The 19451-nt window shown below is 75.8% G+C and carries 18 protein-coding genes; 8 read left to right on the top strand and 10 right to left on the bottom strand.

What is annotated here, in order from left to right:
• Positions 1-126: 126 nt before the first annotated feature.
• A complete protein-coding gene (locus ACIA8Q_RS01190; RefSeq protein ID WP_360206157.1) occupies positions 127-777 on the top strand; it encodes a beta-glucanase in 651 nt (216 codons plus the stop codon).
• A 104-nt stretch (positions 778-881) separates the two neighbouring features.
• On the opposite strand, the gene ACIA8Q_RS01185 is transcribed toward ACIA8Q_RS01190, so the two are convergent.
• Positions 882-1253 (bottom strand): hypothetical protein, encoded by a 372-nt coding sequence (locus tag ACIA8Q_RS01185; protein ID WP_387900284.1) that lies wholly within the window; start codon positions 1251-1253, stop codon positions 882-884.
• Positions 1254-1407: 154 nt separating this feature from the next.
• Here ACIA8Q_RS01185 and ACIA8Q_RS01180 point away from each other — a divergent pair, with 154 nt between their 5' ends.
• Positions 1408-1773, top strand: coding sequence for an SHOCT domain-containing protein (locus tag ACIA8Q_RS01180; protein ID WP_360206152.1), 366 nt, complete (start codon positions 1408-1410; stop codon positions 1771-1773).
• 225 nt (positions 1774-1998) lie between these two features.
• Here ACIA8Q_RS01180 and ACIA8Q_RS01175 read toward each other — a convergent pair whose 3' ends face one another.
• Positions 1999-2409: an organic hydroperoxide resistance protein gene (locus ACIA8Q_RS01175; protein WP_360206149.1), complete on the bottom strand. Its 411-nt coding sequence runs from the start codon at positions 2407-2409 to the stop codon at positions 1999-2001.
• 116 nt (positions 2410-2525) lie between these two features.
• On the opposite strand from ACIA8Q_RS01175, the gene ACIA8Q_RS01170 reads away from it, so the two are divergent.
• The 3 genes from ACIA8Q_RS01170 to ACIA8Q_RS01160 all read left to right on the top strand — a co-directional run bounded on the left by ACIA8Q_RS01170 (position 2526) and on the right by ACIA8Q_RS01160 (position 4572).
• Positions 2526-2999 carry a MarR family winged helix-turn-helix transcriptional regulator gene (locus ACIA8Q_RS01170; protein ID WP_387900288.1) on the top strand — a complete coding sequence of 158 codons (474 nt, stop codon included), beginning with the start codon at positions 2526-2528 and terminating at the stop codon, positions 2997-2999.
• A gap of 311 nt (positions 3000-3310) precedes the next feature.
• Entirely contained in the window at positions 3311-3883 is a 573-nt protein-coding gene (locus ACIA8Q_RS01165; protein ID WP_360206143.1) for a sigma-70 family RNA polymerase sigma factor, read from the top strand.
• Positions 3880-4572: a hypothetical protein gene (locus tag ACIA8Q_RS01160; protein WP_360206140.1), complete on the top strand. Its 693-nt coding sequence runs from the start codon at positions 3880-3882 to the stop codon at positions 4570-4572. Before ACIA8Q_RS01165 ends, ACIA8Q_RS01160 begins: the two co-directional genes overlap by 4 nt.
• 77 nt (positions 4573-4649) lie before the next feature.
• Here the strand turns inward: ACIA8Q_RS01160 and ACIA8Q_RS01155 are convergent, their stop codons facing one another.
• The 4 genes from ACIA8Q_RS01155 to ACIA8Q_RS01140 all read right to left on the bottom strand — a co-directional run bounded on the left by ACIA8Q_RS01155 (position 4650) and on the right by ACIA8Q_RS01140 (position 8730).
• Positions 4650-5318, bottom strand: a complete 669-nt coding sequence (locus tag ACIA8Q_RS01155) for a GAP family protein (protein ID WP_396316540.1) — start codon at positions 5316-5318, stop codon at positions 4650-4652.
• Positions 5319-5718: 400 nt separating this feature from the next.
• Entirely contained in the window at positions 5719-7137 is a 1419-nt protein-coding gene (gene argG / locus ACIA8Q_RS01150) for an argininosuccinate synthase (RefSeq protein WP_360206135.1), read from the bottom strand.
• 320 nt (positions 7138-7457) lie between these two features.
• Positions 7458-7988 (bottom strand): hypothetical protein, encoded by a 531-nt coding sequence (locus ACIA8Q_RS01145; RefSeq protein WP_360206132.1) that lies wholly within the window; start codon positions 7986-7988, stop codon positions 7458-7460.
• A gap of 64 nt (positions 7989-8052) precedes the next feature.
• Positions 8053-8730: a rhomboid-like protein gene (locus ACIA8Q_RS01140; protein WP_360206130.1), complete on the bottom strand. Its 678-nt coding sequence runs from the start codon at positions 8728-8730 to the stop codon at positions 8053-8055.
• A 260-nt stretch (positions 8731-8990) separates the two neighbouring features.
• On the opposite strand from ACIA8Q_RS01140, the gene ACIA8Q_RS01135 reads away from it, so the two are divergent.
• On the top strand, positions 8991-11066 hold the full coding sequence (locus tag ACIA8Q_RS01135) for a SpoIIE family protein phosphatase (RefSeq protein ID WP_360206127.1): 2076 nt from the start codon (positions 8991-8993) through the stop codon (positions 11064-11066).
• 103 nt (positions 11067-11169) lie between these two features.
• The gene (locus ACIA8Q_RS01130; protein ID WP_396316539.1) at positions 11170-11889 is read left to right on the top strand and encodes a rhomboid-like protein; all 720 of its coding nucleotides are present in this window, start codon (positions 11170-11172) and stop codon (positions 11887-11889) included.
• Positions 11890-11953: 64 nt separating this feature from the next.
• On the opposite strand, the gene ACIA8Q_RS01125 is transcribed toward ACIA8Q_RS01130, so the two are convergent.
• From ACIA8Q_RS01125 to ACIA8Q_RS01115, 3 genes are all read right to left on the bottom strand, one after another.
• Positions 11954-12868 (bottom strand): ribonuclease BN, encoded by a 915-nt coding sequence (locus tag ACIA8Q_RS01125; protein ID WP_360206123.1) that lies wholly within the window; start codon positions 12866-12868, stop codon positions 11954-11956.
• A 294-nt stretch (positions 12869-13162) separates the two neighbouring features.
• Positions 13163-14017 (bottom strand): hypothetical protein, encoded by an 855-nt coding sequence (locus ACIA8Q_RS01120; RefSeq protein WP_396316538.1) that lies wholly within the window; start codon positions 14015-14017, stop codon positions 13163-13165.
• 80 nt (positions 14018-14097) lie between these two features.
• Positions 14098-15954, bottom strand: a complete 1857-nt coding sequence (locus tag ACIA8Q_RS01115) for a serine/threonine-protein kinase (RefSeq protein WP_396316537.1) — start codon at positions 15952-15954, stop codon at positions 14098-14100.
• 414 nt (positions 15955-16368) lie between these two features.
• On the opposite strand from ACIA8Q_RS01115, the gene ACIA8Q_RS01110 reads away from it, so the two are divergent.
• Complete coding sequence (locus ACIA8Q_RS01110) at positions 16369-19158, top strand: tetratricopeptide repeat protein (protein ID WP_396316536.1); 2790 nt, start codon at positions 16369-16371, stop codon at positions 19156-19158.
• Between the two features lie 52 nt (positions 19159-19210).
• On the opposite strand, the gene ACIA8Q_RS01105 is transcribed toward ACIA8Q_RS01110, so the two are convergent.
• Positions 19211-19444, bottom strand: a complete 234-nt coding sequence (locus ACIA8Q_RS01105; RefSeq protein ID WP_360206113.1) for a hypothetical protein — start codon at positions 19442-19444, stop codon at positions 19211-19213.
• Between the last annotated feature and the right edge of the window lie 7 nt (positions 19445-19451).

Below are 19451 nucleotides of genomic sequence, written 5' to 3'. Positions count from 1 at the left end.
ATCGTTCGAGCTGCCCGGCACGGACCGGGGCGATCCGGTTCGCATACTGCGGAGCGTATCGGGTAACTCACTCTGTGTGCCCGGCGGTTCGGACCCCCGGGGCGCCGGAGCCCAGGGGAGGCGGCCGTGGCAGTCGTGTTCGACGCAGACTTCACTTCGACCAGGCAGTGGATCGCGGGGCGCAGCAGCGCCTATCCCCGGATGGGGCCGACCAACCGGAGCGACCACAAACTCGACTACCTCGGCCGCGCCTACTGCCCGGGCGGCGTGTTCACGGCCGTCCGGCGACTGACCGGCGGGCTGTGGACCTGCAGTCTGCTCACCACCGAGGGCAGCCCGGACGGCTTCCAGGTGCACACCGGAGACGTCGTGTCGGCCCGGGTCACGCTGCCCCTCCAGCTGGGCGCCTGGCCGGCGATCTGGACCTGGCGGGACGGCGGCAACGAGGTCGACCTCTTCGAGTACCACCCCGACAACCCGGACCTGCTGGAGATCTCCAACCACGTCCGGGGCGGCTTCCGCTACTGGCACGGCGCCGGCGCCGGGATCGCGCCGGGCGCCACCTTCGACCTGCGGGTCGTGCTCGGCGCCAACTCGGTGGACTGGTACGTCGACGGCCAGCTGGTCTACGCGGACCTGCACGGGGTCGGCCCGGGCTGGCACGCGTACCTGATCGTGAACCTGTCGGTCGCGGACGGGACGTACCACGACCGGCCGCCGCTGGGCGGGCCGGACCGGCTGAGCTGGGTGTGTCACAGTCTGCGGGTCGAGCGCTGAGAGGTCCAGCACTGAGAGGTCCAGCACTGAGGGGTCGGGCGCTGAGGGGTCGGGCGCTGAGGGGGCGTGGCCGAGCGGACGGGGCCGAGGGGAGTCGGCAGGTCTCAGGGGGCGAACCCGGCGGTGATCGGGCCGCGCGGTCCGGAGCGCTGGAACCAGACCGTCCGGCGCTGCGGGCCGATGTGGGCGGGGTGCGTCACGTACAGGTCGTCGCGCGGGGCGCGCTCGTTGCCGGGTGACAGCGCGGCGTCCACGGCGCGTTCGGCGAGCGCGTGCAGCAGGGCCGTGGCGGTGGCCTCGGCCGCGTCCGGCGCGATGGCGAGCGCGGTGAGCTCGTCCCAGAGCGCGGTGGACACGTAGGCCACCGGGGAGTGCCCGAGGGCCGGGTGGGGGTGCGGGTCCCCGTGGCGCCGGAGCACCCCGGCCGCGACGAGCTGCTCGGGTGAGCGGCGGTCGGCCGGCGGGTGGTGGTTCATGGGCGGCAACGCTACCCCGGTGGCGGCGCACCGGGCGCCGGAACGTTTTCTCAGACTTTCCTCACGACGCTTCGGCCGGTCGCGGGCGCACGATGGTGGTAAGGCGCTCATCGCCTCGACGGGCCCCGCGGCGGGGCCGGAGGAGGAGGTCCTGATGAGGCACTGGCACACGAACGGGTACGGCCACGGCCACGGGCTGGGCGGCTGGGGCATCGCGATCGCGGTGATCGGCTCGCTGGTGGTCCTGGTGGTCCTGGTGCTCGCCGCCATCGCCCTGTTCCGGTACATCACCCGCTCGCGGCGGCCGGTCCCGTACGGGGCGCCGGCCGCGGGTGCGGGTCCCGCGGCGCCGGGTGCCGGCCGGGCGGGTCCGGGTTGGGGCGGGGCCCACGGGTCGGCGGCGGGCCCGACGCCCGAGCAGGTGCTCGCGGAACGGTTCGCGCGCGGCGAGATCGACGCGGAGGAGTACCGGCACAGACTCGACACGCTCCGCTCGGCGGACGGGCCGGGCGGTGGTTGACCCGGGCCGGTGACCCGGGGGCAGGGGAGGGCCCGCCGCACCGGGGTGTGCGGCGGGCCCGTGCGCGGTCCGCGCGGCACCGTCGGCCGTCAGGGGAGCGGACCTTCGGCGGTCGGTCGCGGAGGTCCGTGTGCGGCCCGGCACGGCCCGGGCGGGGGCGGGTCCGGCGGGAGTCGGCCGCCGGACGCCGGGACGCCGGGACGCCGCCCGGGCCGGGCGCGGAGACTACTCGACGACGAGCTCGACCGGGATGTTGCCGCGGGTGGCGCGGGAGTAGGGGCAGACCTCGTGGGCCTGCTTGACCAGCAGCTCGCCGGTCTCGCCCGCGAGCGCCTCGGGCAGCTCGACCCGCAGCACGACGGCCAGGCCGAAGCCGGCGCCGTCCTTGCCGATGGACACCTCGGCGGTCACCGAGACCTCGCTGGTGTCGACCCGCGACTGGCGCCCGACCAGGCCCAGCGCGCTCGCGAAACAGGCCGCGTAGCCGGCCGCGAAGAGCTGCTCGGGGTTGGTGCCCTGGCCGTTGCCGCCGAGCGCGGCCGGCATCGCGAGCGCGAGGTCCAGCTGCCCGTCGGAGCTGACGGCGCGGCCCTCCCGGCCGTTGGCGGTGGCGGCTGCGGTGTAGAGCGCGTCCATGGTCCGTTCCCTTCGTCTCCTGTGGCGGCCGCGGGGCCGCCCTTCGCCATCAAGTAGAGCACGCAATTCAATTGCGCACAACTCAATCGCGCGGATGCGATCGGTACGATGGGGGCATGACCACGCTCCCCGGCATGGCGGACGAGGAACTGCTCCGCCTCGACCAGCAGATCTGCTTCTCGCTGAACGCGGCCTCCCGCGCCTTCGGCGGCGTCTACCGGGTGCTCCTCAAGGACCTCGGGCTCACCTACCCCCAGTACCTCGTCATGCTCGTGCTCTGGGAGGACGGCGAGCTGCCCGTCAAGCGGATCGGCGAGCGCCTGCGGCTCGACTCCGGCACGCTCTCCCCGCTGCTGAAGCGGCTGGAGGCGGCCGGGTTGGTCCGGCGCGAGCGCAGCCCGCAGGACGAGCGCTCCGTCACCGTCGCCCTGACCGCGGAGGGCGCCGCGCTGCGCGAGCGCGCCGGGCAGGTGCCGCGCCGGCTGCTCTCCGCGACCGGGCTGCCCGTCGAGGACCTGGCCGCACTGCGGGTGCTGCTGGAGCGGGTGACCGTCGCGCTGGACTCCTCGGCGGTGGAGCCCGTGCCGTAGGGGCGGGGCCTGTGCCCGGGGGTCGGGCCCCGCGTCGCGGGGCCGGGTGGGGTGGCCGGTGCCGTGAGGCTGTCAAGTCGGCGGCCCGCTAGGTGTGACGTGGGTCACGTGGCCCGCGCGGTGCGGCGCTCCCCGGCGGCGAACCGGCAGGTCAGCGGTGGTGTTCGGAAGTGACCGGAAACGGTCGCCAATTGTCCGCCCGATCCGGTCGACAACCCGCATCCCCCGGACGGTTACACCACGAGCCCCCAAGGGGCCGTCGGCGTGCCACCCGGTGGGCCGGCCAGCTGACCCACGGAAGGGGGGCGTGTGTGCTGAACACCCCCGGGCCGGGCGAGAGGCGGGGCCTGCGGGCGGACCCGCTCGACGACCTGCCGGCCGACTTCGAGGCCTTCTTCACCCGCGAGAACCCCGGCTACCTCCGGTACGCCCAGCAGCGCCTGCGCCACCGCGAGGACGCCCAGGACGCCGTCCAGAACGCGGGCGCCACGCTGTACAAGAACTGGCGCCGCGCCCTCGCCAGCGCGGACCCGCGCGCCTTCGCCTTCAAGGTCGTCAAGGACGCGGTGGTCGACCAGCTGCGCGAGCGCCGCCGGGCCGAACGCAAACGGCTGCGGGTGATCGCCCAGCACCGGCCCGACACCAGCCAGGACGAACTGGAGCGGCTCGCCGAACTCGACGCCCTGGACTGGGCCATGGAGGAGCTCACCCGCGCCGCCCCCGTCCAGGCCGACGTCGTCCGGCTGCGCCAGTCCGGCCTGTCCTACCCCGACATCGGCCACGCCCTCGGCATCGCGCACACCACCGCCCGCACGTACTACAGCCTCGGCCGGCGCCACCTGGAGTACCTGCTGGAGCACCCGGACGACGGGCCGGCGCAGTGAAGGTCGCCGAGCTGCTGCGCGCGGACGCCGCCGTGCTCGAGCGCGAGCTCCGCGACCACGACCCGGCGGCGTTCACCCGCCGGCTGGCCGAGCGCCTGGCCGCCGCCCGCCGACCCGCCCCGACCGCGCGCGAGCGGCCGGCCCGCCCGCCCGCGGCCGCCCGTCCGCCGCACGCCCACGACCGCGCCCCGGGGGCCGGCGGGCGGGCCGAGCTCCGCCGGGACCTGCGGCACCTGTGCGCCGCCGTGGCGGGAGCGGCGGAACCGGGGGAGCTGGCGCTGGACCTGGAGCTGGCCGAGAAGACCGCCTTCCGCACCCTCGGCTGCCTGCTCTACGGCATGGGCCGCGCCGCCGACGGCGTCTTCTGGTGGCGGATCGCCGCCCAGTACGGCGACCAGCTGGCCGTGCACTGCCTGGCCGTGCACTACACGGCCGAGGGCGAGGCCCGGGACGCGGCCCGCTGGGCCGCCCAGGCCCAGGACCTCAGCGCCCCGGGCCGGCTGCCCGCGCTCGCCCCGGAGGCCGGTCCGGCCGGCGCTGCGCGGCTGGCGCGGACGCTGGCGGAGGACTACGACGGGGAGATCCTGCTGACGCTGCGGGACGTGCTGGACGTGCGCCCCGGCGCGGACGACGGGCCGCGCCTCGGCCTGCGGTCGGTGCGCGGGCGGGGGGTGGTGCGGATCCGCTGAGGCGGGTGGGCGGCGGGCCCGCGGGCCGCCCGCCCGGCCCCGGGCCCGCAGGTGGGCGCGCAGGCGGACGGGAGGCCTCAGGCGAGCGCGGTGAGGGCGTCGCCGAGGTACTTCGCCCCGAGCACCGCCAGCACCGTGGTCGTGATCGCCGTGTTGTGGGCGGCCATCCAGGCCTTCCACTCGCCGAGCACCCGGGCCGAGCGGTCGCCGCCGAGCAGGTCGACCCCCAGCGGAACCAGCGTGCACAGGGAGCCGACCAGCACCATCAGCGCGCCGGCCGCCGCCTCGCCCCCGGGGCCGGCGCCGCTGGTCGCGATCGAGGCGGCCCCGCCGACGGCCAGCACCAGGTTCTTCGGGTTGGCCGCGACCAGCACGACCCCCAGTCCGGCGGACCGTCCCGGGGTGAAGCGGTCGACCGCCCGCATCCACTCCGGCGGCGCGGCGACGTGCCCCTCGCGCGGGCGGTCGCGCCACTGCTTCGCGGCCAGCAGCACGAACAGGGCGCCGAGCGCCAGCCGCAGCCAGGACGACCAGGTCGGGGCGGCGCCGCCCGGGCCCGTGCCGCCGCCCGCCAGCACCACCACCGCCACCACCCCGGCCAGGCCGGCCACCCAGCCGGCCGTGAAGGCCGCGCCGCAGGCCCGCCCGCGCGGCGTGGCGAGCATCAGGACCACGGTGACCAGTGCGAGCGGACTGATGGCGATGCCCACCGCCGACACCAGCATCGCGCCGACCGCCTCGCCCATCCCCACTCCCGCCTCCGGGCCGCCCGACCGGGTCCGTCGGCACCGGTGCTCCGTTCCGTCGCCCGACGCGCGTCCCGCCCATTCAGCTACGGCCGGGGCCGCCGTGCACGGGCTCCGCCGCCGTCCGGGTGAGTCGCCGGGTCGGGGCGGGGTGGGCCGGGTCGGGTCGGGGCCGGTCGGGGCGGGCCGGGTCGGGGTCGAGCCGGGGCGTCGCGGTGGGCCAGGCGGTCGGGCCCGCAGCCGGGGCGGCGCCCGCGCCGAACGCCCGAGGGCCGCCGCACCTCACCGGTGCGGCGGCCCTCGGGCGCGTCACTCGTCACTCGTCACTCGTCACTCGTCACTCGTCACTCGTCACTCGTCACTCGTCACTCGTCACTCGTCACGCGGGGGACCCGGGCGATCAGTCGTTGCCCGACTCGATCGCCGCGTTGTCCAGCGCGGTGGACTCCGCCGGGTCAGCGTCGGAGCTGCCGGCCGCGATCGGTGCGGCCCCGCCCGGGGACAGCTCGCCGATCAGGCCGCTCCACGGCGCCAGCTGGCCGTGCACCGCGTACTGCTCCAGCTTGCTGCGCGAGTCGGCGATGTCCAGGTTGCGCATGGTCAGCTGGCCGATGCGGTCGTCCGGGACGAACGCGGCGTCGACGCTGCGCTCCATCGACAGCTTCTCGGGGTGGTAGCTGAAGTTGGAGCCCTGGGTGTCGATGACCGAGTAGTCCTGGCCGCGCCGCAGCCGCAGCGTGACGCTGCCGGTGACCGGGTGGCCGATCCAGCGCTGCATGCTGTCCCGGAGCATCAGCGACTGCGGGTCGAACCAGCGGCCCTCGTAGAGCAGCCGGCCGAGGCGGCGGCCCTGGGTGTGGTACGTGGCGAGGGTGTCCTCGTTGTGGATGGCGTTGAGCAGCCGCTCGTAGGCGATGTGCAGCATCGCCATGCCCGGGGCCTCGTAGATGCCGCGGCTCTTGGCCTCGATGATCCGGTTCTCGATCTGGTCCGACATGCCGAGGCCGTGGCGCCCGCCGATGCGGTTGGCCTCGTGGACCAGGGCGACGGCGTCGGCGAACTCCTGGCCGTTGATCCGGACCGGGCGGCCGAACTCGAACTCGACGGTGACGTCCTCGGTCGGGATCTCGACCGCCGGGTCCCAGAAGGCCACGCCCATGATCGGGCTGACGATCTCCAGCGAGGCGTCCAGGTACTCCAGCCGCTTGGCCTCGTGGGTGGCGCCCCAGATGTTGGCGTCGGTGGAGTAGGCCTTCTCCGCGGAGTCCCGGTAGGGGAGGTCGCGCTCGGCGAGCCACTCCGACATCTCCTTGCGGCCGCCGAGCTGGTCGACGAACGCCTGGTCCAGCCACGGCTTGTAGATCCGCAGGTTGGGGTTGGCGAGCAGGCCGTAGCGGTAGAACCGCTCGATGTCGTTGCCCTTGTAGGTGGACCCGTCACCCCAGATGGAGACCTCGTCGTCCTGCATCGCGCGGACCAGCAGGGTGCCGGTCACGGCGCGGCCGAGGGGGGTGGTGTTGAAGTACGTCTGCCCGGCGGAGCGGATGTGGAAGGCGCCGCAGGCGAGCGCGGCGAGGCCCTCCTCGACCAGGGCCGCCCGGCAGTCCACCAGGCGGGCCTGCTCGGCGCCGTAGGCGCGGCCACGGGCCGGCACGTCGGCGAGGTTGGGCTCGTCGTACTGGCCGATGTCGGCCGTGTAGGCGTAGGGGACGGCGCCGTGCTCGCGCATCCACGCGACCGCGACGGAGGTGTCCAATCCACCGGAGAATGCGATGCCGATCCGTTCACCGACCGGCAGCTTGCTCAAGACCTTCGACATGAATGCACCCTTGACCCGCGCGGCGCGGGCTCCTGACTTAGCGACGTGTGAGTGGGATTCGGCGTATCCGATGCCCCGCACTTTGGCATAGGTTTGCAGAGTAACGCAAGAGAATACGATCGCGTACGGCGGGGGCGGTCGCTCGGGACGCCGCCGCCCGCCGCGGCCGGCGGTGTCAATCCGGCCTTCTCGCAGTCGTGTTGGGCCGGCCGTCGGCTTCCGGTCGGGCTGGTTCCGGGGTCGAGGTGGTCGGTCGTGGGGCGGGGACCGGGCGGTCGGGGTCGGGAACGGGGTGGTCGGAGCGAGGTCGGGGGGCGGGCTCAGGGGGTGGGGTCGGCGTCCGGGCCCTGGGTGCGCAGGCGACGGACGTGCTCCAGCGACTCGCGCAGTTCGGTGAGCCAGCTGTCGGAGTGGCGCTGCACCAGGCGGACGCACCAGGCGAGCGCCTCGCTGCGGCTGCGGGCGACGCCCGCCTCCACCAGCGTGTCGAGCACCTGCCGTTCGGGCTGGCGCAGCCGGGTCATGACGGGGGAGGAGACGGTGGTGAACATGCCCCGCAGGTCGCCGCACTCGGCGCCCCAGGAGACCTTGCGGCCGTAGCGGCGCTCGGCCTCGCGGGCGACGCCGATCCGGGCGTCCCTGGTCCGGTCGCGGAACTCGGCGATCCGGCCCTCGAAGGCCGCCTCGCGTTCGGCGTCCGGCGCGGCGCCGTCGAGGTCCGGCTCGGGGATGCGGCCGACGACGGTGATCTCCTCGCGGTCGGCGGTGATCTCGACGATCTCGGTGTAGAGGTCCGCGGGGAGGCGGCCGGTGAACCATCCCCGGAGTTCTTCGGGTGAGGTTGTAATCATGTAATCAGCATTACTCGCTGTGCGGAGATGGGCAAGGGCCGGGACAGGACCCGTGGTGACCGATTCAGCGTGCGGCGGGTACGGACGTCCGAGGAGCCGGCACCCGGGCGCGCAGCCAGGCCGTCCGGGCCGCGAGCACGCCGATCCCCAGGGCCACCAGGTGCCCGGCGTCGGCCAGTTGCTGGTCCAGCGCCCAGGCCACGGCCAGGGCCGCCGCGAGCACCGGCGGGCCGTACCGGCGCAGCGGTGCCGGGCCCAGCGCCACCAGGCAGCCGACCGTCGCCACCAGCCCGTAGCTGATCCCCACGTCACGGGCGCGGGACAGCGCCCCCGGGATCCGGGCGGTGAGCATCACCCACATCGCGCCCTCGGTCAGCAGCGTCGCCCCCAGGTGACCGGCGACGAAGACCGCGCCCGCCCGGGCCGGCCCCCAGCGCCACTCCGCCAGCCCCAGCGCCACCGCGACCGCCGCGATGCCCGCCCAGGCCGGCACCCCGTCGACCACCAGGCCGCTGGTGAACATCGTCCACCACTTGCCCACTTCCATGTGGTGGACGTTGCTGCTGTTGTGCCGGACGAACCGGGCCCGCGCCGCGTGGCCCTGACCGGCCAGCCACCAGGCCGTCACGGTCAGCAGCAGCACGTACGCGGTGGTCAGCCGCAGCCGGGCCGCCACGCGCAGCGCCGGGTGGCGGGTGTCGGGTCCCGAGCCGGTACCGGCGCCCCGGTCCGCGGGGGCCATCGTTCCGCCGTGCTGCCTCATCGTGCCCGTCGCCCCCGCTGTGCGCTGCCCGGTGCTGCCCCGGGTGGTGGTGACCGGTGCTGGCGCCCGGCCGGTCCCCGGCGGCCCGCCCCGGCGGTCGGATCGCCAGCGTACGCCAGCCGCCGACCCCGGCAGGGCGGCCGCGGGCGCCCCCGTCCCCCGATTGCAGCAGCGGGCCTGGCAGGTACGGGCCGCAGCACGGAGGGTCGGGAGGAGGGCGGTGAAGGGAGGCGGACCGGATGCGTGACGCCGACGGCGACGGACTGGACGGCGGGTTCACCTCCGCCGTGCTCGAGGCGCTGTTCACCTCGGCGCCCCTGGGCCTGTACGTCCTCGACGGGGACCTGCGCGTCCTGCGCTACAACACCGCCGCGCGGGGACTGCGCGGCCTCCCCGTCGAGGAGGTCCTCGGCCGGCGCCTGGACGAGCTCGTCGAGGGCTTCCGCACCACCGAACTCGCCGCGCTCGCCCGTGAGGTGCTGGCCACCGGGCGGCCGCTGCGCGGCTACCCGCTGCGGGGCCGGCTGCCGGACGCGCCGGAGCGCGAGGCGGCGGTCTCGGTCTCGGTGTTCCGTCTGGAGGGCCTCGCCGCGGACCGCCACGGACTGGCCGTCGCCGTGGAGGACGTCACCGAACGGGAGGCCGCCCGGGACCGCCTCGACGTTCTGCACGAGGCCCACCGGCTGATCGGGACCACCCTGGACGCCGTCACCACCGCCGAGCAGCTCGCCGAGGTCGTGGTGCCCGCGCTGGCCGACGCCGCCGTGGTGCACGTGCTCGACGAGCTGCTGCGCGGCGAGCGCCGCCGGCCCGGACCGGTGGCCGCCGACCGCCCGTTGCGCCGGGCGGCCGTCCGCACCGCCGGCCCCGGCTGGTCCCTCGCCGGCGACGCCCTGGAGACGCTGCCGTTCGCGACCCCGTTCAGCCGCGCCCTGGAGGACGGCCAGGCGCGCCTGATGGCGCGGCTGGACGACGACGGTGCCCGGGCGGCCCTGGGCGCCGAACGCGCCGACCGGCTCGCCGCCGCGGGCGTCCACTCGCTGATGACGCTGCCGCTCACCACCGCCGACGCCGTCCAGGGCGTGCTCACCCTCTACCGCGCCGCACGCCCGGAGGCCTTCACCGGGGACGACCTCGACCTCGCCGAGCAGGTCGCCTCCCGCGGCGCCCTGAGCATCGACAACGCCTGCAGCTACCTGCGCGAGCGGACCACCGCCACCGCCCTGCAGCGCCACCTGGTGCCCAGCCGCACCCCCGAGCTCTCCGCCGTCGAGACCGCCCACCTCTACCTGCCCGCCACGGCGGGAGGGGACTGGTTCGACGTCATCCCGCTCTCCGGCGCCCGGGCCGCCCTGGTCGTCGGGGACGTCTTCGGCCACGGCCTCGAGGCGGCCGCGGCGATGGGCCAGCTGCGCACCGCCGTCCGGAGCCTGGCCGTGCTCGACCTGCCGCCGGACGAGCTGCTCGCCCGGCTCGACGAGACCGCCGCCCGACTGGACGGGACCACCGCCCGGCCGGACCCGGCGGACCGGTCCACCGTCCCGGCCATCGCGACCTGCACGTACGCGGTCTACGACCCCGTCACCCGGCAGCTCACCGCCGCCCGGGCCGGGCACCCCGAGCCGCTGCTGGTCTCGCCCGACGGCACCGTCTCCCGGCTCGACCTGCCGCCCGGAGCCGCCCTCGGTGCCCCGCCCGGGCAGCGGGAGGACCCGTACGAGGCGCTCACGATCGAACTCGCCGAGGGCACCGTCGTCGGCCTGTACACCGACGGCCTGGTGTCCGGTGACGAGAACGCCCCCGCCGCCCTGCGCCGCATCCTCGCCCAGCCCGACCGCCCCCTGCCGGACCTCGTCGACGCCGTGGCCTACGCGCTCGCCAGCGACCGGGCCGAGGACGACGCCGTCCTGCTGCTGGCGCGCACCCGGGGGCTGCCGGACGACCGGACGGCGAGCTGGACGCTGCCGCACGACCCGGCGGTCGTCGCCACCGCCCGCGAGCTGGTCCGCCACCAGCTGGCCGCCTGGGAGCTGACCGGGCCGGCCTTCGAGACCGAGCTGATCGTCAGCGAACTGGTCACCAACGCCATCCGGTACAGCGAGGGCCCGGTGCGGCTGAGACTGGTCCGCGACCGGCGGCTGATCTGCGAGGTCAGCGACTCCAGCAGCACCTCACCGCACCTGCGGCACGCCCGGGCCACCGACGAGGGCGGCCGCGGACTGTTCCTGGTGCGCCAGCTCAGCGAGCGCTGGGGCACCCGGTACGGCACCCGCGGCAAGACCGTCTGGACCGAACTGGCGCTGCCCGAGGACTGATCCAGCCCTCACCCGGAGGGCCGAACGCGCCCTCGCGCCGCGCCGCGCCCCGGGAGAGGGTGAAGCCCGGGGGGACCGCGCGCGGACCGTGGAGGAGGCACCGATGAGCGGCAGCACCACCCGGGCGGGCGAGCTGCACCGGCGCCCCTGGTGGGCCCGCCTCGCGCACGCCGCCTGGGCCTACGTACGCCGCGCCCCGGGCACCTACGTCTGGCTGGCGATCCTGCTCGTCACCACCCAGGTCATCCGCCACGTCGACCCGCTGACCGCGGACCGGATCCTGGAACGGCGCTCGACCAACCTGCACCACCTGCAGACCTCGCCGGTGCGCGTGCTGATCACCAGCGCGCTGTGGATCGCGGGCGGGGGCTGGCCGAGCTACTTCCTGCTCTACAACGTCTTCCACGTGCCCGCCGAGCGCTGGCTCGGGACCCTGCGCTGGATCTCGGTCGCGGCGGCCGCGCACGTCGGCGCGACCTACCTCAGCGAGGGCGTCCTCGGCTGGGCGATCCACCGGGGCCTCGCGCCGCCACGGGCCGTCTACACCCTCGACTACGGCGTCAGCTACGCGCTCGCCGGGGTCGTCGCGGTGCTCACCTACCTGATCGTGCGGCCGTGGCGGTACCTGTACGCCGCGGGCGTGCTGGGGTTCTACGCCCTGGGGGTGGTGCAGAGCCGGGACTACACCAGCGTCGGCCACTTCAGCGCGGTGCTGATCGGCCTGGCCTGCTACCCGATCACCCGGGGGCGGCCGGGCTCCTTCGACCCGGTCGCCACCGGCCGCCTGCTCCTGCGGCGGCTGCCGTGGCGGAGCCCCGGGTGACGCGCCGTGCGGCGTCGTCTGCGCGGTGCGGTTCGGTGCGGCGCGAGCGGCGTGGTCGGGCGGCTCAGCGGAGATGCCGTTCCTCCGGGGAACCGGGATGCCGCTCCTCCGGGGCGGGCGTGGTCAGGTAGGCGTTCAGCGGCGGCTCCTGGGCGAGCACCGCCCCCGCCGTGATCGCGAAGGTGACGGCGACGCAGATCGCGATCAGCCACGACAGGATCATCAGGACCAGGCCCAGGGAGCCGTACTGGCTCAGCGCGCGGTTCAGCGCGCCCGGCATGTAGATCCGGGCGCTCAGCGCCATCGTGGTCACCGCGGTGGCCGTCAGCAGGGCTCCGGGCAGCAGCGGGAGCCACAGGACCCGGCCGCTCAGCAACAGGTGGGTGGTCCACCACCAGACGATCAGGGACACCAGGAAGGTCAGCGGCAGGCCCAGCCACAGGCCCGCGCCGAAGCCGCTGCGCAGCGGGCCCTGGAACATCAGGACGGTCACCCAGCCCACGATCCACAGCACCCACCGCCACGCCGCGACCCTGGTGGCGGCCTTCGGCAGCCGCCACGCCCGCTCGCACACCCGGGACACCGCCCTGCTGCAACTGGTGGCCGACAGCAGGGCCATCACCAGGCCGATGTACCCGCTGGTCTCGCGGAGGTCCCCGGTGCCGTACAGCGACTGGTGGAGCTGCTGGTCCGCGGAGCCCGAGATGCCGAACAGCGAGCGGACCGACGAGACCAGCTGGTCCCGCACCCCGTCCGGGGCGAACGCGGCCACCGCGAACAGCAGCGGGACGGAGGTCAGGAAGACCTGGGAGGCCATCCGGGTGGCGGCGTCGAGCAGGCCGGGGGAGAGCAGGCGGGCCGTCAGCTCGGTGATCACCGGGAAGCGCCGTTCGGCCTCGGCCCGTCCGTGCTCGAACCGGGTGCGGGCCCGGACCAGCCGCGCCTGCCAGCGGGCGGCCACCTCCCTCGCCGACACCATCCCTCGGTCCTCCCACAGCCGGGCAACGATCGGCACCAGTCAAGGCGAGGCCGGGACGCTCCGCCACCGGGGGAGCCCGTTCGGGACGGCGGTGGCCTCGACGGACGTCCGGCGCCCGCCAGGCGGTGGCCGTGGTGCGGCGTGCGCGGCGCCTGCGGGGAGGTGAGGCCTGCCGGCGGCGAGGTCTCGGGACCGTGCGGTCGTCGCCAACTGCCCGCTCCTGTCAGGCCTTTCACCTGTCCGCGTCGCCACCTCTCCGGGCCGGTGTCTCCGCCGCCGGTCGGCCTGGTGAGGTCAGCGCGTGCAGGAGTACGTGAAGGTGGTGTCGGCCCGGAGGGCCTGCGGGGCGAGGATCTCCACGACGGCGTCGGCGCGCATGCTGCCGGGGCCGTCGAAGGTCCAGCGCAGCACCAGGCCGACCTGGCGCTCCCCGGAGCGGACCGGTTGGGACAGCTCGCCGGAGGTCGTGCCGTCGCTGCGCAGCCAGTGGTAGCGGATGGTGCCCGGGTGGCCGTCGGTGGTGACGGTGGCGGTGATGACGGCCGTCCCGCCGCAGGACGGCCCGGCCGCCGGATCGGCGGCGACGGTGACGCCGGTGACGGTGAGCGGCGGGTCGGTGCGGCAGCGGTTGAGGAGCAGGGCCAGCAGGGCGAGCAGCACGGCCGCCCAGACCAGCCAGCCGGCCGCCCGGCGCCGGGCGGGCCGTCGGGGCGGATCGACGGGCGCGGCGGTACCGCGCCAGGCCGCGGCGGCCCGCGGGGGGACGCCGGGGCCGAAACGGCGCAGCTCGGGGGCCGTCGGCGCGGGGGCGGGCTGGGGGACGGGTCGGGGGGCCGGCCCGGGGCCGGCCTCGGAGGTGGCGGTCACGGTGGCGGTGGTGGTGGGTGGGGTGGCCCAGGCGGTGGGGTCGAGGGCGGTGGCGACCGGAGCCTCCTCGGCCCGGTCGACGGGGCTCGGGTGGTCGGTGTGGTCTCGGTTGGGTGGGGTGGCCCAGGCGGTGGGGTCGAGGGCGGTGGCGACTGCAGCCTCCTCGGCCCGGTCGGTGGGGCCCGGGCGGCCGGTGGCCGGGGAGGGGTGGGCGGGCGCGGGTCCGCCCGGGGTGAGGCGTTCGGTCGGTTCGTCGTCGGGAGCGGGTCCGGTACGGGGCACGGGGTCCTCCAGGCTCTGACGGGGCGGGTGGCAGGGACTCCGCCGGGCCGTTTGCCCGGCCCGGGTGGTGGCGGGGCGGATCAGCCGGGCTCGTGGCAGCCCGGGGAGTACAGCTCCCGGTAGGTCGTCGAGGCGCGTTCGGAGAAGGGTGCGGTGGCCACCTGCAACCCCCACTGCAGCCAGTTGTCCCCGGTGCCGAACTGGTGGCGGACCGTCACCGTGGAGCGGCCGACGGCCAGTTTGACCGTGTCGCTCGCCACCACCGTCGAGGTCGGGTCGCGCGGGGCGGAGTTGTGCATCCAGTTGATCTCCAGGGTGGCGCCGGGCGGCCCGGAGGTGACCACGGTGACGTTGGCCTGGACGCCGTAGCCGCCGTCGCAGGCGATCGAGTCGATGTTCAGCGAGGTGACGCGAACCGGCGGCGGGCTGGTGGTGGGGGGCTTGCTGGTCGGCGGGGTGGTGGGCGGCGTGCTCGGTGGGGTGGTCGGCGGTGTCGTGGGCGGGGTGGGGACGGTCGGCGGGTGCGGGGGTGTCGTCGGCGGGGTGGTGGGCGGGTGCGGCGGTCCGGAGGTCGGCCGGCCGGTGTTGCCGCCGGTGCCTCCGTTGCCGCCGCCGGTACCGCCGTTGCTGCCGGAGGAGCCGTGCGAGGGGGACGTGAACGGCGAGGGGGACGGCGACGGCGAGTGCGGTGCGGTGGGCGACGGTGAGGGCGACGCCGTGCCGTGGTCGGCGGCCACGGTGGGCGGAGCGGCGCGGCCGGACGGCTCCCCGGTGGTGCCCCCGGCCGCGGACAGCGTGGTGGTCGCCAGCGGCATCGGATCGCCCGCGACCGTGCGCTCGTTGCGGTCGGTGACCCCGGCCAGGGCGATCCCGGCGATCGACGCCAGGACGAGGGCACCCGTCACCGCCCCGATGCCCAGCCGGGCCGGTCTTCGCGATGCCCGCCGCCGTACGGGCCGCCGCACCGCCGTCGCGGTGGCCGTGCCCGTGCCCGCGGTCAGCACGGTGCGGGCGAGGGCGGTCGTCCCGGCGGCGGCCGGGCTCGGCCCGGGCCACGGCAGCAGCGCCGCGAGCAGGGCCACCAGGGCCGCGAGGTCCTCGTGCCCGCGCTCCTCCCACCGTTCGCCGTACCCGGCCGTCGCGACCGCGTCGAGCCGGCGGACGAACTCGGCCGCGCCCGCGGGCCGGTCCGCGGGTCGTTTGGCGAGCCCGGCGCGGATCAGCGGCCGGACCGGCTCGGGGACCAGTTCCTCGGGGACGGGCGCGAACCTGTGCTGCTCGCCGATCGCGCCGATGCCCTCGGCGGTGAACGGGCGGTGGCCGACCAGGCACTCGAAGAAGGTGACGGTGGCCGCGTACACGTCGGCGGCGGGCGCGGCGGGGGCGCCCTCCCACTGTTCGGGCGCCAGGTAGGCGGGCGTGCCGGAGACGTCGCGGTCGTCGCCGCCGGGCACGGCGATGCCGAAGTCGACGAGTTTGGAGGCCCCCTGACGGTCGACCAGGACGTTGGCGGGCTTGTAGTCGCGGTGTACCAGCCCGGCCTCGTGGGCGGCGGCCAGGCCCAGCAGGGAGCCCTTGAGCACGGTGAGCGCCGCCTGCGGGGTGGTCGCCCCCAGCTCCTTCAGCAGGGTGCGCAGCGAGAGGCCGTCCACCAGCTCCATCACGAGCGCCGGGGACGGCCCGCCCTCCACGTACTCGTAGAGCCGGGTGACGTGCGGCGAGTCGACCCTGGCCAGCATCTCGGCCTCCCGGCGCAGCGCCGGGCCGCCCAGGCCGTCGTGCAGGTACTTGATCGCGACGGGTGTGCCGGTGGCCTCGTGGAGGGCGAGCACCACCCGGCCGCCGGCCCCCGCCCCGAGCTCCCGCTGGTGCCGGTACCCCGGCAGCTCCCAGCCGGTGGTGTCCCGTGCGGTGTCCTGTGACGCGTCGTCGTGCATCCCGACCCCCTCGGCTCCGGGCCGCCGCCCGTGCTGCGGCCGTTGCCATCGACGCGGCCGTGGACGGCCGGGTTCCCGCTCCGGAGGCCGTCCGAACCCGCGCCCGGGGGTGGGTCGTGCACCACCTCCGCGTTCCCGCAGGCAGGCCGCCCCACCTGGCCTTTCGAGGATCTGGGACGCACCGGCGCACTCGGGAGTCGCGCGCGGAGGCGGCTCGCGCCCGTCGTGCGCGACAGCGCCCCGACGAGGGCTCCCGGCGGGCCTGACGCACCGTCACCGGGGTGGGGCGTCGGCGCGGGACGCCGGGGGCACTGGGGGCCGCCGGGTCGCGGGGTGGTTCGGGCAAACGGCTTCCGAGCGGCGGCCCCGCGCGCAAGGATGTGCGCCGTCGAATGATTGACGGAGGATCAGATCATGAACGAAGTGACGCCGCCGCCGCGGTCGGGGGACGACGCGGAGGCGGGCGGGGGCCTGAACGTCGTCAACGTGATCGCCAACTCGACGGTCAACGGCCCGGTGGTCCAGGGCGGCACCGTCCACCTGCCTCCGCCGGCGCCGCCGGAGTGGCCGGTCTCGATCGGCGCCATCCCGATCCTGGCCAGCGCCTTCCAGCCGCGCACCGCCGTGCGCGAGGCGGTCGACCGGGTGCGGGCCGGCAGCGAGACCGTGGTGCTCTCCCAGGTGCTCGCCGGCGGCGGTGGGGTCGGAAAGAGCCAACTGGCCGCGCACTACGCCTGGCAGGCCCTCGAGGACGGCGTCGAGGTGGTGGTCTGGGCGGCGGCCGCCGACCCGGTCACCGTCCTCCTCGCGTACGCCGAGGCGGCCGCCGCCGTCCAGCTGCCCGGTGCCACCAACGCCACCGACCGGGTCGAGAAGGACGCCCAGCGCTTCCTGAGCTGGCTCCGCAGCACCGAGCGCAGCTGGCTGGTGGTCCTCGACGACGTCACCGACTTCACCGCCACCGGACCGCTGTGGCCCGGGCGGTCCCGCCGGGGCAACGGCCGCGTCCTCGCCACCACCCGCCAGCGCGGTGCCCACGCCTCCGGCGGCGGTCGGGCGATCGTCCCGGTCGACGTCTACGACGCGGCCGAAGCCGTCTCCTACCTGCGCGAACGCCTCACCACCGCCGGCTACCCCTACCTGCTCGACCCGCAGGCCGGCGAACTCGCCGAGGCGCTCGGACGCCTGCCGCTCGCCCTCGCCCACGCCGCCGCCTACATGGTCAACCAGCAGCGGACCTGCACCGCCTACCTGGATCTCTTCCGGGAGCGCACCCGGACCCTGGAGGCCCTGCTGCCGCCCGAGGCGGACACGGAGCTGTACGGCAGGCCCGTCGCGGCCGCGCTGCTGATCTCCCTGGAGGCCGCCCAGCGGACCGAGCCCCGGGGGCTCGCCGTCCCGGCGATCCGGCTGGCGGCCCTGCTCGACCCGGCCGGACACCCCAGGGACCTCTGGACCACCGCATCGGTGACCGACTACCTCACGGAGCAACGCGCCGCCGCGGACGCTGCCGCGGTTTCCGGTCGGCCGTCGCCGACCGGCGTCCCGGGCGCGGAGCCCGCCGAACCGGGCGAACCTCCGCCGGTCAGCGCCGACGACGCCCTCACCGCCCTCGCCGTCCTGCACAGCTACAACCTGCTCAGCAGCTACCCGGCCGGAGTCGACCTCCCCCACCGGGGAGCGGTCCCGGCCCACCGGGAGGTCTCCGTCCACGCGCTGACCGCCCGCGCGGCCAGGGACACCACCCCGGAACCGACGCCCGTCCAGTCCGCGGTGATGTTCGCGATGTACCTCCTCTGGCCCGAGGAGGACCACACCGACCACCGCCTCGCGGCCAGCCTCCGGGCCAACACCGCGATCCTGCGCGACACGGTCGGCAGCGAGGTGCTGCGGCTCTTCCCCGGGTTCGTCCTGCGGACGAAGGCGGGGATGAGCCTGCTCCACGCCGGCCTGCACGAGCTTGCCATCGCCCACTGGGAGGAGGAGGTGGAGGGGGACACCCGTGAACTGGGCGTGGACGACGACAGCACGCTCGCCTCGCGGGCCAACCTCGCCGCCGCCTACCGACAGGCCGGACGCACCGCCGAGGCCATCGCCCTGCAGAAGCAGGTCGCGGTCGCCACGGAGCGCCGTCACGGCGCCGACGCCCCCGGGACCCTGACCGTCCTGGCCGGTCTCGCCGGCTCCTACAGCGATGCCGGCCGCTACAGCGAGGCGCTGGCGCTCAGGGAACGCGTGCTGGAGGCTCACGAGCGGGTCCGCGGAGCGTTCCACCAGGACACCGTTCGGGCGCGGGGAAGCCTGGTGCGCGCCTACCACGACGCCGGCCGGTCGGAGGAGGCCGTCGCGCTCGCTGAACGGGTCGTGGCCGAGCGCGTGCAGCTCGACGGCCGGCGCGCGGAAGGCGGCCAGGAGCATCCCGAGACCCTCAGCGCCTGGGCGAACCTGGCCGTCGGGTACAACGCGTCAGGGCGGTACGCCGAGGCGATCGCGATCCTGGAGGCCGTCCTGCCGGCCAGGACCCGTGCGCTCGGCCCGGACCACCGCGACACCCTGAACACCAAGGTCGAGCTCGGGGTCTCCTACGCCCGGAGCGGCCGTGCCGAGGAGGCGATCGTCCTGGAGCGGCAGGCCGCGGCCGATCTGACCCGGATCCAGGGCCCGGAGCACCCCGACACCCTCACCGCGCTGGCGAACCTCGCGGTGTCCTGCCGCCGGACCGGGCGGCGCGGGGAGGCCGTCGAGCTCTCCGAACGGGTCCTGCCGGCCCGGGCCCGGGTCCTCGGGCGGGACCACCCGGACACCCTGGTCTCCGCGGCCAACCTGGTCAACGCCTATGCCACGAACGGAGAGGTCGCCCGTGCGCTGAAGCTCGCCGAGGCCCTGCGGCCCCAGCAGGAGCGCGTCTTCGGCCCGACGCACCGCGACACGCTGATCGGACGCCACGCGGTGGCCCTGCTGCGGGTCCACCGGGGCGAGGCCGTCCTCGCCGAGGACCCGGACCAGGCCGCGGAGGACGCGGCGGTGGCCATCGAGGCCGTCGGCCCGCACGTGGAGCCGCGGGTGCCCGAGATGGACGAGGTCCTGCCCGGTGCCCACCGCCTCGCGGAGGCGGCCCGGGCCGCGCTGCGGGCCCGCGGCGGAGTGCCGGGCGCGCCGGGCGTGCCCGGCACGAGCACGAGGCGGAGTGAAGGCGAAGGCTGATGATGCCCCCGGGCGCGCCGTCGCGGGCCCGGGGGGCACCCGTCACCTCCGGCTAGTGTCCCTGGTTCTGCCTGTCCACCACCGGGTGCACGGGCGCGGCGGTGTCGGTGGCTCCGTCGGCCCCGAGGGCCCTGTCGGCCTGGTGGGTCGCGTCGGCCGCGTGGGCCGCGGACACCGGGGCCTGCGGCGCGGCGGCGTGTGACGGTGTCGCGAAGCCGAACGCGGCGCTCGCCACGACGGCGCTGGTGACGGCCATCTTCGCGAGCCCGCCGGTCACTTCCGGCATGTGCTGC

The sequence above is a fragment of the Kitasatospora sp. NPDC051705 genome (genome assembly GCF_044453265.1).
Taxonomy (GTDB): Bacteria; Actinomycetota; Actinomycetes; order Streptomycetales; family Streptomycetaceae; genus Kitasatospora.
The sequence above is the reverse complement of the archived record's forward strand: the minus strand, read 5'-3'. Positions and strand labels throughout refer to the sequence as shown.

What these genes read in the sequence shown, in the direction of transcription:
- ACIA8Q_RS01185 (WP_387900284.1), bottom strand. Translation starts at nt 1,253, where the DNA reads ATGAACCACCACCCGCCGGCCGACCGCCGCTCACCCGAGCAGCTCGTC.
- ACIA8Q_RS01180 (WP_360206152.1), top strand. Translation starts at nt 1,408, where the DNA reads ATGAGGCACTGGCACACGAACGGGTACGGCCACGGCCACGGGCTGGGC.
- ACIA8Q_RS01175 (WP_360206149.1), bottom strand. Translation starts at nt 2,409, where the DNA reads ATGGACGCGCTCTACACCGCAGCCGCCACCGCCAACGGCCGGGAGGGC.
- ACIA8Q_RS01170 (WP_387900288.1), top strand. Translation starts at nt 2,526, where the DNA reads ATGACCACGCTCCCCGGCATGGCGGACGAGGAACTGCTCCGCCTCGAC.
- ACIA8Q_RS01155 (WP_396316540.1), bottom strand. Translation starts at nt 5,318, where the DNA reads ATGGGCGAGGCGGTCGGCGCGATGCTGGTGTCGGCGGTGGGCATCGCC.
- argG (WP_360206135.1), bottom strand. Translation starts at nt 7,137, where the DNA reads ATGTCGAAGGTCTTGAGCAAGCTGCCGGTCGGTGAACGGATCGGCATC.
- ACIA8Q_RS01145 (WP_360206132.1), bottom strand. Translation starts at nt 7,988, where the DNA reads ATGATTACAACCTCACCCGAAGAACTCCGGGGATGGTTCACCGGCCGC.
- ACIA8Q_RS01140 (WP_360206130.1), bottom strand. Translation starts at nt 8,730, where the DNA reads ATGGCCCCCGCGGACCGGGGCGCCGGTACCGGCTCGGGACCCGACACC.
- ACIA8Q_RS01135 (WP_360206127.1), top strand. Translation starts at nt 8,991, where the DNA reads ATGCGTGACGCCGACGGCGACGGACTGGACGGCGGGTTCACCTCCGCC.
- ACIA8Q_RS01130 (WP_396316539.1), top strand. Translation starts at nt 11,170, where the DNA reads ATGAGCGGCAGCACCACCCGGGCGGGCGAGCTGCACCGGCGCCCCTGG.
- ACIA8Q_RS01125 (WP_360206123.1), bottom strand. Translation starts at nt 12,868, where the DNA reads ATGGTGTCGGCGAGGGAGGTGGCCGCCCGCTGGCAGGCGCGGCTGGTC.
- ACIA8Q_RS01115 (WP_396316537.1), bottom strand. Translation starts at nt 15,954, where the DNA reads ATGCACGACGACGCGTCACAGGACACCGCACGGGACACCACCGGCTGG.
- ACIA8Q_RS01110 (WP_396316536.1), top strand. Translation starts at nt 16,369, where the DNA reads ATGAACGAAGTGACGCCGCCGCCGCGGTCGGGGGACGACGCGGAGGCG.
- ACIA8Q_RS01105 (WP_360206113.1), bottom strand. Translation starts at nt 19,444, where the DNA reads ATGCCGGAAGTGACCGGCGGGCTCGCGAAGATGGCCGTCACCAGCGCC.